At 66.9% G+C, this 14,271-nt stretch carries 16 protein-coding genes; 4 read left to right on the plus strand and 12 right to left on the minus strand.

The genetic code is table 11. The features are described 5' to 3' along the window. Positions 1–58: 58 nt before the first annotated feature. The 3 genes from ACZ60G_RS34545 to ACZ60G_RS34555 all read right to left on the minus strand — a co-directional run bounded on the left by ACZ60G_RS34545 (position 59) and on the right by ACZ60G_RS34555 (position 1,836). Positions 59–385 (minus strand): cupin domain-containing protein, encoded by a 327-nt coding sequence (locus tag ACZ60G_RS34545; protein ID WP_040695490.1) that lies wholly within the window; start codon positions 383–385, stop codon positions 59–61. 153 nt (positions 386–538) lie between these two features. Beyond that, positions 539–1,033 carry a dihydrofolate reductase gene (locus ACZ60G_RS34550; protein WP_465815483.1) on the minus strand — a complete coding sequence of 165 codons (495 nt, stop codon included), beginning with the start codon at positions 1,031–1,033 and terminating at the stop codon, positions 539–541. Next, complete coding sequence (locus ACZ60G_RS34555) at positions 1,030–1,836, minus strand: thymidylate synthase (protein ID WP_465815485.1); 807 nt, start codon at positions 1,834–1,836, stop codon at positions 1,030–1,032. Before ACZ60G_RS34555 ends, ACZ60G_RS34550 begins: the two co-directional genes overlap by 4 nt. A 42-nt stretch (positions 1,837–1,878) precedes the next feature. On the opposite strand from ACZ60G_RS34555, the gene cobF reads away from it, so the two are divergent. Then, positions 1,879–2,619, plus strand: coding sequence for a precorrin-6A synthase (deacetylating) (cobF, locus tag ACZ60G_RS34560; protein WP_465815487.1), 741 nt, complete (start codon positions 1,879–1,881; stop codon positions 2,617–2,619). Here the strand turns inward: cobF and ACZ60G_RS34565 are convergent. Next, positions 2,595–3,578 (minus strand): Lrp/AsnC family transcriptional regulator, encoded by a 984-nt coding sequence (locus ACZ60G_RS34565; RefSeq protein WP_465815489.1) that lies wholly within the window; start codon positions 3,576–3,578, stop codon positions 2,595–2,597. The genes cobF and ACZ60G_RS34565 overlap by 25 nt on opposite strands. Before the next feature lie 120 nt (positions 3,579–3,698). Between ACZ60G_RS34565 and ACZ60G_RS34570 the strand changes: the two genes are divergently transcribed. Both ACZ60G_RS34570 and ACZ60G_RS34575 read left to right on the plus strand, forming a co-directional pair. After that, a complete protein-coding gene (locus ACZ60G_RS34570) occupies positions 3,699–4,556 on the plus strand; it encodes an SDR family oxidoreductase (RefSeq protein ID WP_465815491.1) in 858 nt (285 codons plus the stop codon). 272 nt (positions 4,557–4,828) lie between these two features. Beyond that, positions 4,829–5,698, plus strand: coding sequence for an Fpg/Nei family DNA glycosylase (locus ACZ60G_RS34575; RefSeq protein ID WP_465815493.1), 870 nt, complete (start codon positions 4,829–4,831; stop codon positions 5,696–5,698). A 1-nt stretch (position 5,699) separates the two neighbouring features. Here the strand turns inward: ACZ60G_RS34575 and ACZ60G_RS34580 are convergent, their stop codons facing one another. The 5 genes from ACZ60G_RS34580 to pdxR all read right to left on the minus strand — a co-directional run bounded on the left by ACZ60G_RS34580 (position 5,700) and on the right by pdxR (position 10,594). Beyond that, on the minus strand, positions 5,700–7,205 hold the full coding sequence (locus ACZ60G_RS34580) for a carboxylesterase/lipase family protein (protein WP_465815495.1): 1,506 nt from the start codon (positions 7,203–7,205) through the stop codon (positions 5,700–5,702). 14 nt (positions 7,206–7,219) lie between these two features. Beyond that, positions 7,220–8,650: a dihydrolipoyl dehydrogenase family protein gene (locus tag ACZ60G_RS34585; protein ID WP_465815497.1), complete on the minus strand. Its 1,431-nt coding sequence runs from the start codon at positions 8,648–8,650 to the stop codon at positions 7,220–7,222. Then, a complete protein-coding gene (locus tag ACZ60G_RS34590; RefSeq protein WP_465815499.1) occupies positions 8,647–8,892 on the minus strand; it encodes a DUF2630 family protein in 246 nt (81 codons plus the stop codon). Before ACZ60G_RS34590 ends, ACZ60G_RS34585 begins: the two co-directional genes overlap by 4 nt. A gap of 148 nt (positions 8,893–9,040) precedes the next feature. Beyond that, positions 9,041–9,181 carry a DUF397 domain-containing protein gene (locus ACZ60G_RS34595; protein WP_465815501.1) on the minus strand — a complete coding sequence of 47 codons (141 nt, stop codon included), beginning with the start codon at positions 9,179–9,181 and terminating at the stop codon, positions 9,041–9,043. Positions 9,182–9,196: 15 nt separating this feature from the next. Continuing rightward, the gene (gene pdxR / locus ACZ60G_RS34600; protein WP_465815503.1) at positions 9,197–10,594 is read right to left on the minus strand and encodes a MocR-like pyridoxine biosynthesis transcription factor PdxR; all 1,398 of its coding nucleotides are present in this window, start codon (positions 10,592–10,594) and stop codon (positions 9,197–9,199) included. 81 nt (positions 10,595–10,675) lie between these two features. Between pdxR and ACZ60G_RS34605 the strand changes: the two genes are divergently transcribed. Beyond that, on the plus strand, positions 10,676–11,353 hold the full coding sequence (locus tag ACZ60G_RS34605) for a pyridoxamine 5'-phosphate oxidase family protein (protein ID WP_465815505.1): 678 nt from the start codon (positions 10,676–10,678) through the stop codon (positions 11,351–11,353). A 79-nt stretch (positions 11,354–11,432) separates the two neighbouring features. On the opposite strand, the gene ACZ60G_RS34610 is transcribed toward ACZ60G_RS34605, so the two are convergent. From ACZ60G_RS34610 to ACZ60G_RS34620, 3 genes are all read right to left on the minus strand, one after another. Further along, entirely contained in the window at positions 11,433–12,374 is a 942-nt protein-coding gene (locus ACZ60G_RS34610) for a sigma-70 family RNA polymerase sigma factor (RefSeq protein ID WP_465815507.1), read from the minus strand. A 10-nt stretch (positions 12,375–12,384) separates the two neighbouring features. Continuing rightward, complete coding sequence (locus ACZ60G_RS34615) at positions 12,385–13,575, minus strand: NAD(P)/FAD-dependent oxidoreductase (RefSeq protein WP_465815509.1); 1,191 nt, start codon at positions 13,573–13,575, stop codon at positions 12,385–12,387. A 79-nt stretch (positions 13,576–13,654) separates the two neighbouring features. Continuing rightward, positions 13,655–14,209 (minus strand): TetR/AcrR family transcriptional regulator, encoded by a 555-nt coding sequence (locus ACZ60G_RS34620; protein WP_465815511.1) that lies wholly within the window; start codon positions 14,207–14,209, stop codon positions 13,655–13,657. Positions 14,210–14,271 lie beyond the last annotated feature (62 nt).

A 14,271-nucleotide genomic window follows, 5' to 3' on the forward strand; every position in this document is an offset into this window, starting at 1 on the left:
GCTCCACCCTAGAGGGCGGCTCCGACAAACCGGCCACGCGGTGCGGCCCCGCCGGCTCCTACTTGGCGACCGTCAGCAGGAATGCGACATCGTCCACAGCCTTGACGCTGTGCCGGGCTTTGGGCACGACCAGCAGGTCTCCGGCCGACCCCTTCCACTCGTTGGTGCCGCTGATCAAGGTCAGTGTGCCGCTGAGCACCAGCAGCGTGGACTCGCCCGCATTGTCGTGTTCGGCCAGGCTCTGGCCCGCCGACAGGCCGACAACGGTCTGCCGCAGCGCATTGGCATGACCGCCGTAGATGGTTTGCGAACTGCGCCCGCTCGTGGCGGTGCTGGCCAACTTGAGCTGTTGGCGCGCGACCGCAGTCAGCGATTTCTTGTCCATGGACCACCTTCCGCAGATGCAATCAGCCGGATCAGGGCTGGTGACACGGGCTGATATCCAGGAGTATGCCCGACCGGCGGGTGACGTGTGTCCGGTTTGGTCGCTGCGGCGGTATGTGGCGTGTTCGCTGCCGATCGGTACTCGAAAGTCGAATTACTTGCGGGTGTAGCGACGAATCCGGAAGCGCAGGCCGGTCTTCGATTCGTGCCACGGGTCCGTGTCGTCGGCGTGCCATTCGGGGCCGATAGCGGGCGCGTAGGCGTCACCATCGACGGCGGTGTCCACCTCGGTGACGAGCAGGTCGGTCGCGAAATCCATAGCGGCCCGGTAGATTTCGCCGCCGCCGATGATCCAGACGTGCTCCGGCGCGGTCGCGGCCATAGCTTCGGACAGCGATGCGGCGCGTTCGGCGCCCGCGCCCGACCAGTCGGGCTGCCGGGTCACCACGATATTGCGGCGGCCGTCGAGCGGGCGGAATCGGGGCGGCAGGGAATCCCAGGTGCGCCGGCCCATAATGACGGGATGCCCCATGGTGACGGCCTTGAAATTCGCCATATCCTCGGGCACACGCCAGGGGATGGTGTTCTCGAAGCCGATTACCCCGTCCGGAGTCTGCGCCCAGATCAGACCGATGATGCGGTCGTTCATACGGCAACCGGCGCCTTGATCGCCGGATGGTGTTGGTAGCCGACCACTTCCACATCTTCGTAGACGTAATCGAACAGCGTCGGCGCGGGCCGCAGGTTCAATGTGGGGAACGGGTAGGGCTGCCTGGTCAGCTGCTCGGTGACCTGCTCGACATGGTTGTCGTAGATATGGCAATCGCCGCCGGTCCAGATGAATTCACCGGGTTCCAGCTCGGTCTGCTGCGCGACCATGTGCGTGAGCAGGGCATAGCTGGCGATATTGAACGGCACGCCGAGGAACAGGTCCGCGCTGCGCTGGTACAGCTGGCAGGACAGCTTGCCGTCGGCCACATAGAACTGGAAGAACGCGTGGCAGGGCGCCAATGCCATCTTGTCGAGGTCGGCCACATTCCAGGCCGAGACGATGATGCGCCGGGAATCCGGATTGGTGCGCAGGGTGTGCAGTACTTCGGCGATCTGGTCGATATGGGTGCCGTTGGGGGTGGGCCATGATCGCCACTGCACGCCGTAGACCGGGCCGAGTTCGCCGTGGCGATCCGCCCATTCGTCCCAGATGGTGACGCCGTGTTCGTGCAGCCAGGCCACATTCGAATCGCCGCGCAGGAACCACAGCAATTCGAAGATGATCGACTTCAGATGCACCTTTTTGGTGGTGATCAGCGGAAAGCCGGCAGCGAGGTCGTAGCGCAGCTGATGGCCGAAGACGCTGCGGGTGCCGGTGCCGGTGCGATCCGCCTTCGCGGTGCCGGACTCCAGGACCAAGCGCAGCAGGTCCTCGTACTGGGTATCAGCATTGTTGGCCACGCCTGGCGAGCTTACCCATGTCGTGCCTGGCAAGCTCGAGCCATGCGCAAGCTCTACGTGATCGGCATCGGTGCCGGGGATCCGGACCAGGTGACGGTCCAGGCGATCAAGGCCATGCGGCAGGTCGAGGTGTTCTTCGTGATCGGCAAGGGGGCCGAGAAACAGGAGCTGGTCGACGTGCGCACGTCGATCCTCACCGAACACCTCGATCACCCGTACCGCATCGTGGAGATCGCCGATCCGCCGCGCGACCGGGATCCCGCGGACTATCAGGGCGTTGTCGAGGATTGGCACGATCGCCGTTCGGCGCTGCTGGAGAATGAGTTCGCGCAGGTCGGCGGTGTCGGCGGCATCCTCGTCTGGGGCGATCCCTCGCTCTACGACAGCACGCTGCGGATGATCGAGCGGGTACTGGATCGCGGTGCCCAGAGCTTCGATTGCGAGGTGATTCCCGGCGTCACCAGCGTGCAGGCCTTGGCCGCTCGGCATCGGATGGTGCTGCATCGCATCGGCGAGCCGGTGCACGTCACCACCGGGCGTCGGTTGCGCGAGGACGGACTCAGCGGCTCGACCGTGGTGATGCTGGACGGTGACTGTTCGTTCACGGAGGTGCCCGGCGACAATGTGCACATCTGGTGGGGCGCGTATCTGGGGATGCCCGACGAGACGCTGATCGAAGGACCGCTGCGTGCGGTCGAACAGGAGATCGTCGAGCGGCGCACTCGGTTGCGTGCCGAAAAGGGTTGGATCATGGACGTCTACCTCCTGCGTGCGGGCTCCTGATGTGAGACGGCCTTCACGGTGGCGAGGACGGGTGTGGTCTCCAAGGCGTGAATGGCCTCGAATGCTCCGAGACGGTGGGTGAGGTAGTGGTGCAGGGCCTCGGGATTCGAGCACATGGCTTGCGCGACAAGGTTTGTCGGACCGGTGGTCGCGGCGACGAAGGCCAATTCTTCGTGCTCGGCCAGTGCGGTTGCGACGCGATCGAGCTGCGACGGTGCCACCGACATCCACAGCAGCGCTTGGGTGGTGGCGCCGAAGCGAGCGTCGTCGAGTTCGACATCGAAGAAGATCGCCTGTGCCGCTTGTAGTTCCGCGAGTCGTCGGGTGACGGTGGCTTGGGACCAGCCCGTTGCCGTGGCGAGTAGGGACACGGTCGCTCGGCCGTCTTGTTGCAGGGCGTTCAGTAGCGCGGCATCGGTGTCCGCGAGGCCACGCCGGGGTCTGGGCCCGGATCTGTTCGGCTCCAGTTGTTTTCGTTGCTGTTCGTTCAGTGCGGTGATGTGGCCGCGCCATGCGGTCGGGCCGCCGAGATAGGTGTGCAGGACGTAGTGCGCGGAGACCGCGGTGATGCCCGCGGCTCGGGGGAGGTCCCGCAGCAGTATCGAGCGGGAAGCGTCGCCGCGCGGAATATTCACTACCAGAAGGATTTCCGTGCCACCGGAGGTGAGTTTGACCCATGATGTGTCGGGGCGGCGGGCCAGCGAGTTCGCGAGGTTCTGGCCGCTGGCCGTCGTGGTGGTGAGGCGCACGAGCCACTGGGTGTATGCGGCGTGGCTCGGATCCGCGAGGCCGACCACGCGCAGTCCGGCGGTGGCGCGCAGGCGTTGGTAGCGGCGGATGACGGTCTGGGTCGAGACGTCCAGGACCACCGCGATCTTGCTGAACGGTGCGCGGCCATCGATGTGCAGGGCGTGGATCAGGGCGCGGTCTACGTCATCGAGCATGGAAATATCTTTCATATTTGCGCTTGATATGGAAAGTATCCGCTGATCTTCGTCGGTTGATGGTGTATCTCGGCGCGTCTGCCGAAGGTGGACTTCGCCTCGGGCTGCTCGGCCCGGCAGATGAAGGAGAAGTTGATGATTCTGGTGACCGGAGCGACCGGAACCGTAGGCCGTGAGTTGGTCGGCCAGTTGCTGGCGCAGGGTGTTCCGATGCGGGCGGTGACGCGGCGGCCCGAACTCGCCGGACTGCCCGACGGCATCGAGGTGGTACGCGGGGACCTGAGCGATCCCGACAGCCTCACCGATGCGATCCGCGGTGTCGATCGGGTGTTCCTGTTGTCCAGCGGCCCCGAAATCCCCACGCACGACGCGAATCTCGCGCGAGAGGCGGCCCGTGCGGGCGTTCGGCACATCGTCAAGCTGTCATCCGGCCGCACCGGTGACGACACCGCGACCGATCCGATTCCCACCTGGCACCGCGCCGGAGAACAGGCGGTCCGCGACAGCGGAGTCCCGTGGACGATGGTGCGCCCCTTGGGATTCATGGCCAATGCATTGCACTGGGCCGGTTCGATTCGCGATCACGGCGCGGTCTACGCCCCGTTCGGCCAGGGCCGCATCGCCGTTGTCGACCCGCACGACATCGCCGCCGTCGCCGCTGCGGCACTCACCACCGACGGCCACGAGGGCGAGATCTACACACTGAGCGGCCCGCAGCCGCTGTCCCCCGGTGAGCAGACCGAAATCCTCGCCGACATACTGGGCCGCCCGCTGCGCTACGTCGAAGTGGAACCCGGCGCCGCTCGCCAGTCGATCATCGACAACGGCGTCCCCGACGAAATGGCCGACGCGATCATGGCCTTGCGCGCCACCGCCCTGGAAGCGTTCACCTCGGTCGTACACCCCACCGTCGAGCACATCACCGCAACCCCACCCCGGACTTTCCGCACCTGGGCCGAGAACCACCGCCCCCACTTCGCTCCCGCTGCCTAGCGCCCGCTCTTGCACGGGCAAGCGTCCTTGCTGCCGGCAGTCGCGCGCTGCCCCTCGCGTAGCGGACTAAGCGCCGCTCGCCGCTCGCCGCTCGCCGCTCGCCGCTCGCCGCTCGCCGCTCGCCGCCCGGCGTCGAGCGCCCGGCGATCAAGATCAGGTGGAATCTATGGTGGCATCGCCCGAGAAGTCCCCGCCACCAGTGCCACCTGATCTTGATCCGCCCGCTCGCGTGAACTGCGCCGATGTCGGTGGGGCCGGGTAGCCTGAGGGTCGTGCCTGAGCTACCGGAGGTGGAGGCGTTGGCGCAGTTCCTGCGGGAGCACGCGGTCGGCGCTGTGGTGGGGCGTGTCGATGTGGCGGCCTTGAGTGCGGTCAAGACGTTCGATCCGCCGGTTACGGCGCTGTCCGGGCGCGATGTGACCGGGGCGGGCCGGTGGGGGAAATTTCTCGGGATGGAGTGCGACGGGCTCTGGCTGATCACCCATCTGTCGCGCGGCGGGTGGTTGCGGTGGATCGATGAGCCGAGCCAGACGCCACCCAAACCGGGCGGCAAGAGCCCGCTCGCATTGCGGGTGCACTTCTTCACCCCCGAGGGCATGACGCCCGCGTTCGACCTGACCGAGGCGGGCACCAAGAAACGGCTCGCGGTGTACATCGTCGACGATCCGAAACTCGTGCCCGGCATCTCGCGCCTCGGCCCGGACGCACTCGAGGTGACCGAGGAGCAATTCGGCGAAATCCTGCACGGCGCATCGCAACGCATCAAGACCGCGATCGTCGATCAGTCCCTGCTCGCCGGAATCGGCAATGCCTACTCCGACGAGATCCTGCACACCGCCAGGATCTCGCCCTTCGCCAGCACTAAAACCATGTCGGCGGAGACTATTTCGGTGCTGTACGAGGCCATGCGTTCGGTGCTCACCGACGCCGTACAGCGCTCGGTCGGCCAGGACGCCGCCCGCCTCAAGGGCGAAAAGCGTTCCGGCATGCGGGTACACGCCCGCACCGGCCTGCCCTGCCCGGTCTGCGGCGACACCGTCCGCGAGGTTTCCTACGCCGAGCGCTCCTTCCAGTACTGCCCGACCTGCCAGACCGGTGGAAAGGTACTCGCGGACCGCCGCATGTCGCGCCTACTGAAGTAGTTCAGATCAACGTCGGCACCCGGATGCCTTGCCAGGCAATACGTTTGGCCTTGTCCGGGTCATTCTCCAACCGGGTGATCTCATCGATGATCAGCGTGGTCCGCCGGTCTTCGGTATAGGCGGGCCAGGAGGGGAGTGGTCGCCCGGTCCGCGCGAATGCGAGCCAATTGTCCTGGAACTGCCGAGTGACCGACCGCATCCCTCGCCGCCCGCCCGCCGCCGTGAAGGCCCGGCCGACTGGCGAATTGGCGGCACCGAAAACCGGAATCAGCTCCGTGGCATGGGTCGCGCCGACCCCAGCGAGACGCAGTGCGCGCGGTGCGAAGTCGTAACGGTAGGAGTAGGTCGGTGCGTAGCGACTGTGCCCCACCGCCACGGTGACAGACGGCCGCCAGAACACATAATCCCCACCGGCGCGAACGGCGACCTTCGCATCCGGATAGCCCGGATAGGCTGCTATGACTCGGGATTCGAGCTCCGCACCACCGTCACGGGTGAGCAGGGCATGCAGGCGTCCCGGAGTGGTCGGCAGTTCGTCGGCGAACTTCGCGAACAATGTCCCCTCATCGCGATTGGTACCGATGATGAGCGGAACCTGGTGTGCGGCACCGCTGGTAATCGCATCGATCGGGGACTGTGGCAGGTAGTCGTCGTCCACGACCGGCGCGATCGGGAACAATCCGGGACGCTCCCGCAGCACCTTATTGCTGGTCTTGTCGACCGCGTGCCGAATGTCGTTGGCACCGGCGGTGATCAGTGCCTTTGCCGCGGTATCGGGTGTCGCGCCGAGCGCGTCTATACATCGGCGAGCGAAAGCGCGACCGTCCTCGGTACCCATACCCCAATCAGCGGGCGGACTCTGCGCGATGCCGCGATGGAACAGTCCCTTCGCCGCAGGCGTGGCCAGTAGGGAGAGCACGGCATGGGCACCGGCGGATTCGCCGAAAATGGTGACATTGCCGGGATCTCCGCCGAACGCTGCGATATTGCGCTGCACCCACTCCAGCGCCGCGACCTGATCGCGCAGTCCGAGGTTGCTGTCGAAAGGTCGCTCGGGCGTACTGAATTCACCGAAATCGACATAGCCGAACGCACCGAGCCGGTAGTTCAGCGACACCACGATCACATCGCCGCCGACCGCCAGTCGCGCACCGGAATACAGACCGAGCGCCGAGGTGCCGATCAGATATCCGCCGCCGTGAATGAACACCATTACCGGCCGGGGTGTCGACGATGGTTCGATCGGCGCGACGACATTGAGTGTCAGGGCGTCTTCACTGGTCGGCTGATACCGGCGCGGCCCGATCCTGGCGCCGGTCCGATGCTGCATCGCGGCGAACCCGAATGCGGTGGCCTCGCGGACACCGGTCCACGGGGCCACCGGCTGTGGTGCGCGAAATCGCAGGTCGCCGACCGGTGGGGCGGCATAGGGCAGGGAGCGCCAGCGCAGGACGCGACGGCCGCGGTAACCGCGGACAACTCCGTCGGCGGTCGTTATCTCGGACATCTTTCCGATGGTAACTACGAGCGGCGGGCCTCCAACAGACGCAACCAGAGCTCGCTCACCGTCGGATACGCTGGCACTGCGTGCCATAACGTCGCCAGCGGCACCTTGCCGACCACGGCAACGGTCGCCGCGTGGATCAACTCGCCGACCTCCGGTCCGACGAAAGTGGCCCCGAGCAGCGTGTCGGTCGCGGTATCGATGACGATCTTCGCCCGCCCCGCGTAATCGTCGCGGGCCAGCGCCGATCCGGCGACCGCGATATCGAGCTCCACGGTTTCCACCGCATAGCCCGCTTTACGCGCCGCCGCCTCGGTCTGCCCGACGGACGCGACTTCCGGGGCGGTGAATACCACCTGCGGCACCTGCCCGTGGTCGGCCGTCGCCGCGTATCGCGCATCCGCCAGCGCGCGCCCCTCGGCCCGCGCGGCAATGACATCACCACACACCCTGGCGTGGTACTTCCCCATATGTGTAAGCGCCGCACGGTGATTCACATCGCCGACCGCATACAGCCACTCGCCGTCGACGCCGCGCACCGTCAACCGGTCGTCCACCTCGACATAGCCGTCCGCCAGTCCGACCGAGCCCAGGCCGAGTTCCGCCGTCGCCGGTCCGCGCCCGGCGGCGACCACGATCTCATCGGCCTCGATCTCGCCTTCGTCGGTCTCGACGGTCACCACACCGCCGTGAATCCAGCCCTCGCCGGAGTCCTTCGCATCGGCGCGCACCACCCGTCTGGGTTGGGTGCCGAACAGAACCCGAACACCGGCATCGGACAGCGCGGCAGCAACGCGTTCCCCCGCGAACGGTTCGGTATTGCCCAGCAACGCATTGCCACGGACAAGCATGGTGATCTCACTCGCGCCCAGCGCAGCAAGCCAGGTAGCCGCTTCACACGCGACCACACCGCCGCCGATGATCACCACCCGGCGCGGAACCTCGTGCAGATTCGTCGCATCCCGGGAAATCCACGGCAGCGCATCGCGCAATCCGGGCACATCGGGAACCGCGGCCTTGGTCCCGGTGGCCAGCACCACCGCGTGCCGGGCGCGCAGCTGTCGGCCGCCGACCTCGACCAGTCGCTCGCCCGCCAGCCGTCCCGTCCCGCGGATCACCTCGATGCGATTGTCGTTGGCCCAGTCGACCTGCGAGCTGTCGTCGTGCTTGTGCGTGAAGGCATCGCGCCGCCTCAGCACCGCGTCGACATCGAGCCCGCTCGCAGTGATTCCGGCCATCGCCTCGGCGCCGGACAGCACATGGGCCGGTCGCAGCAGCGCCTTACTCGGCATACATGCCCAATACGAACATTCACCGCCGACCAGTTCCCGTTCCACGATCACGGCGGTGCGCTCGCTGTCCGCGATGGCGTAGGCGGCGGCGTTCTCGCCCGCCGGCCCACCACCGATCACGATTACGTCGTATTCGGCGGCGGAATCGGAGGTCACTGTAGGTAACCCTCGACCTGGCGGGCCGGGCTCTCCTGCGCCTCCTCGGGCGTGGCCCCGGCGTCGATGCGCGCCCGGCGCTGCCGCAGCAGATCCCAGGCCTGATCGAGCATTACTTCGAGTGCGGCGAGCTGCCGCCTCTCGGTTACCGGATCGACCGCACCCGCCGTCGCCTTGGACCGCAAATCATGCTCGCGATCGACCAGATTTTTGATTCGCGCCAGGATGTCCTGTTCGGTCATGGGGACCATGCTACGACCGCGTTGGCGCGGTCACAGTCCTTCGGGAATCGGCCCGGGGCCGATCGGCGCCGTGGCGGCTGGTTCCGCGTGCCCGAAAAAAGCCCGATCCGAATGGTTCGGACCGGGCCTGATGCTTTTCCTCGCGGGACTACGCGCGGTCGAACTCGCCGTCGGAAACGCCTGCGGTGAAGGCGTCCCATTCGCCGGGGGTGAAGACGAGTGCGGGGCCACCTGGGTTCATGGAGTCGCGGACCCGGACGCGCAGATCGCCGGATGGCCAGGTATGCAACGTCGGGGCAAGGCGCTATGGATGCGTAAGGCATTCTCCGGCAATCGGAATCGCGGTACGAAGCTCGGTCCAGCTCAGCGCGGTGTAGCCGAGTGCGATGCCGAACGTGTGCGGACCGACTGCCGCTGCGAGTGGATGTTGTTGTGCCACAAGGTGATGGCGGGACAGTCCATCCAGCGCCACACCGCGCGTATGGCCCACTGTCACGGCACGGCGTTCGGCTTCGGCCGAATCCAGTGGCACCACCACGTGTGAACCGGCATCGTCGCCGAGTACTTCGAGTCCGCGGCGGCGAAGCTCGTCCACGACCAGGGCGCGGCGCGGGGGTACTGCGCGGCGCAGTCGGCGCAGGTGTCTCGCGAGATCGCCGTGCTCGGCGAATGCGGCAAGTACTCGCTGGCCCGCGGAGCTCGGGCCGGTGCCGGTTCGTTCGCGGTATGCGACTACGGCTTCGGTGATATCCGGGGTGGCGACGAGCCAGCCGATACCCAAGGTCGGCGAGAGGATCTTGCTCGTGGTGCCGAGATGGACGACGACGTCCGGTGCCATTGCGGCCAGCAGTGGCAAAGGAGCGGTGTCGTAACGCAATTCGCCGTCATAGTCGTCCTCGATTATGAGTATGTCTGCGCGCCTGGCGAATTCGACAAGTTGTACGCGCCGTGCCGCTTGCATGCGCGTGCCGAGTGGAAATTGATGTGCCGGAGTGCAATACACGGCCTTGATGCCGTGCGGCAGTCGGTCGACTCGCAGGCCGTCGGCATCGATCGGCACCGGTAGTACCCGGAAACCGGCCGCGACGAACGCGCCCGCGGCACGCTGATAGCCCGGGTCTTCCATGGCAATGGCGTCGCCGGGCCGCAGTAGGGCGGCCGCGAGTTCGCCTACGGCCGAACTGGTTCCGGCCGTCGCGAGCACCACGGACTTGCTGCCCGCACCGAGGCCGCGGTGGCGCAGCAGGTGTTCGGCGACCGCCGCGCGGTATTCCGGTTCGCCGCCGCGATTCTTGCGGATGATGGGGGAGTCGTCGGCGGCCGCGCGCCAGGCACGTCGCCAGGCTGCCTGGTCGAGGGCCTCGATGCAGGGCGCGCCGGGGCCGAGATCGAGCAGGTGCGGCGCGTGCTCGGTGGTGCTGTGTGTGCTCGGTCGTGCGGGCGGTTCGGCGGGGGCGGTGGTCAGGTAGGTGCCCGAGCCGCGGCGGCCCGCGATCCAGCCCTCGGCGTGCAGTTGGTCGTAGGCCGCGGCGACCACCGTGCGGCTAACGCCGAGGCGCTGGGCCAGCGCTCGCGATGAGGGGAGCCGATCGTCCGCGCGCAGGAGTCCGTTGCTCGCCGCGGCACGCAAGCCCTCCGCGACTTGAACCGATAATGGCTGCTCAGCCTCGCGGTCGAGGACGAGCGGAAGTTCCTCCAGCATCGCGCACCTCCCGAATTGGACTGTTCGAATTTCTATGAATTGGCTATTTCAGAATGCCACTTCCGGCTCCACGCTAGAGATATGACGAACTCTCGGCCGCCGCTTTCGCCTACCCCACGTACCACCTTGACACGTTCCAAGGAGCGTGGCCGGATCGACCGTGCCGAATTGGATGCGGTCCTCGACGCGGGCCTGGTCTGCCACCTCGGCGCGCTCCTCGGCGGCAGTCCGGTGGTGCTCCCGACCGTCTACGGCCGCGACGGCGACACGCTGTACCTGCACGGTTCGACCGGAGCCGGAAACCTGCGGGCCGCGCTGACCGGCGATATCTCCATCGCCGTCACCCTGGTCGACGGCATCGTCTACGCCCGCTCGGCCATGCACTTCTCCGCCAACTTCCGCTCGGCCGTTGTGCGCGGCCGTGCCATCGAACTCACCGATCCCGATGAGCGCATGCGCGCACTGCGGGTCATCGTCGAACACTCCGCCCCGGGTGCGTGGGATCGCGTGCGGCAGCCGAACAAAAAGGAAATGGCCGCCACCATGGTCCTCGCGCTCGACCTGACCGAGGCATCGGTGAAGGTCCGAACCGGCGGCCCCAAAGACGATGCCGCCGATATCGAAACCGGCGGCGTCTGGGCAGGCGTCCTGCCCTTGCGTCAGGTCTGGGACGCCCCGATCTCCTCGGGCGATCTGGAGCCGGGCATCGAGGTTCCGCAGGACGTACTCGATCGAACCGATATCGTCCCCGCCCGTTGACCCGACCTGTCCCTCCTCAGTGAAGTCGGCGCGAACCGGAATTGACGGACGAACGTGAGATCGATTGTCGGACAGTCGGTTACCACGATTCGATCAGCGGGATGTCGTGCTCCTGCCGCTGCCATTGCTCGGTGAGGCGACCGAGTCGGTCCGGGGAGGCGATGCCGCGCACGCCTGCGATCTTGTCGTCCCGGATCTCCAGGATCACGACGCCCAGGGCCCGGTCGTCGAGGGTGGCGAGCATGGCCGGGCAGCCGTTGACCACGACGGCATGGATCGAGGGCGAGCCACCGGCGAGTCTCCGCTTGGCCGGCGATGGCTTGAAGCCGGCCCGCACCGCGCTGGCGATCCGCTCCGGGGTCGAGTACCGGATCAGCTTCTCGGCCAGCCCGAGCCCGGCGCCGTCGGAGATACCGGTCGCGTCGTCGGTCAGCAGCGCTACCAGCCGTTCGGTCCGGCCCGAGGAGGCGGCGTCGACGAACGCCTCGACGATTCGACGCGCGGAGGCACGGTCGATGTCGGTGTTGTTGCCGGCGGCGGCGATTCGACGCCGCGCTCGGTGGATGTGTTGCTGACTCCCGGACTCGGTGATGCCGAGAATCTCGGCTATCTCGGCGTGGCTGTACGCAAAGGCCTCGCGCAGCACGTATGCGGCCCGTTCAACCGGCGACAGACGCTCCATGAGCGTCAGCACCGCCAAAGTCACCGATTCGCGCTGCTCGACGGTGTCGGCCGGGCCAAGCATCGGGTCGCCGTCGAGGAGCGGTTCGGGCATCCAGGCGCCGACCGCGCGTTCGCGCCGCACCTTCGCCGAACGGAGCCGGTCGAGCGCCAGGTTGGTGACGATCTTGGTCAGCCATGCCTCGGGCACTTCGACGTACCCCCGGTCGGCGGCCTGCCACCGCAGGAACGCGTCCTGCACCGTGTCCTCGGCGTCGGCGGCCGAGCCGAGCAGACGGTAGGCGAGCGAGGCCAGCCGATTCCGGCTGGCCTCGAAACGCGCCACGGTGGCAGTGTCCATGAGCGCGACTCTATGCGGCGACCACGGCGGGCGAGTGCTCTCCGGTGGTGGCCAAGCGGTACCGGTGACTCGGCATTCCGAAGGTCGGGTGGCTCAGGCTCCAAGCGGAAGTGTCGAGGATTGCCTTCTTGACGCGCGCGGCCGTCCGGCCACACAGGGCCCACGACTTCGATCGCGCGTTACCGTCGACCAGTTGGAAGATCGCGTCCTTGCGGCCGAGGCTGATGTGGTTGCCGACATACGACAGCGAGGTCGTCGAGATCTTGCGTCCGGTCAGGTCCCCGATGATCGCGGCCGTCGCCTGCATGCTGGTGAATCCCGCGGAAGCACACGACATCGGCAACGGCCGACCGTTCTCGCCGATGACGAAGGCGCTGTCACCGGCAACGTAGACATCCGGGTGCGAGACCGACCGCATCTGACGGTCGACCGTGATCTGGCCGTTGGGTACCACCTCGAGGTCGCTGGCGGCGGCAATCGGGTGGACGGCGAAGCCGGCGGCCCACACGGTCGCGTCGGAGGCGAAACCGGTGCCGTCGGCGGCGACCGCCGCCGCCTCCTCGACGCGCTCGATGGTGGTGTGCTCGTGGACCGTGATACCGAACCGGTCGAAGGTACGCAGCAGGTGACTGCGGGCCTTCGTGCCCAGCCAGCCGCCCAGTTCGCCGCTGGTGGCGAGGCTGACCCGAAGTCCTGGACGAGATTCGGCGAGCTCGGTTGCGGCCTCGATCGCGGTCAGGTTGCCCCCGACTACCAGCACCTTCCCGTTCTCGCCCAGCTCGTCCAGGCGTGTGCGCAGGCGCAGCGCGGACGGCCGCGCGGCCACATGGAAGGCATACTTTTCGACGCCCGGAACGCCGTGGTCGGCGGCGGTGCTGCCGAGTGCGTAGAGCAGGGTGTCGTATTCGAGCCGGTCGATGCCCTCGCCGTCGGCGACTGTGACAGTCCGGTGCTCGGCGTCGACATTGGTCACCCTCGCCAGTCGTAACCGGATGCCGGTGCCCGCGAACACCTCCGCCAGCGGCCGGTGGCGCAGATCCTGCCCGGCGGCGAGCTGATGCAGGCGCAGCCGCTCGACGAAATCGGGTTCGGCATTGACGACGGTGATCTCGAAGTCGTCGTGGTGGAGTTGGCGCGCCAGGTATCCGGCGGAGAAGGCTCCGGCGTATCCGGCCCCGAGGACGACGATGCGGTGCTTCATGATTCGCTCCTGTCTGGTTCGCGTGCTTCCTGAACGAGACAGCCCGCGAATTCCTGACAGCATCAACCAGTGACGTGGATCACCCTCGAGAATCGCGTGGGTCGATACCCAGGGTGGCGCAGGCGCCGTCCACGGCCGCTCGGCGGAGTTTGTCCTTCGGCACGTCGGCGAATTGGATCGTGCAGTCCTGGAGGCCGCCGAAGGCGATCACGGCACGGGTGGCCTGCTCCAGTGTGGGTTCGGGGCCGCACAGCAGCTTCACCAGCCGCCCGCGCCAGGCCAGTACGAGGTCGATCAGGCCCAGGTCGGCGAGGGTGGTCAGCTCGGCGAGCATGAGCACGATGTCTTTGCGGTGGCGGTAGTGGAAGTCGAAGTAGCCCTCCAGCAGCGCGCGTGGCTCGACCTCGCTCAGCGCCTCCTGCTTCTCCAGGAACGCCTCTTCCTCGTCGATGATCGGCTGCACGATGCTGCGGACCAGTTCCTCGCGTGAGGAGAAGTGGTAGTAGAGCGCCGGTTTGGTGATGCCCAGCCGGTCGGCGATCTCCTGCAGGCCGGTCCGGTGTACACCCTGCTGTGCGAAAAGCTCGCGGGCGACCTCCTGGATCCGCTGCTTGGTGTCGGAAGGACGAGGCATGCCGCGAGCCTATCTTACTTAACGATAGGTAAGTAACGGTGCTAAGCTTACTTATCGTTAAG

The sequence above is a fragment of the Nocardia sp. NPDC102475 genome (genome assembly GCF_055584605.1).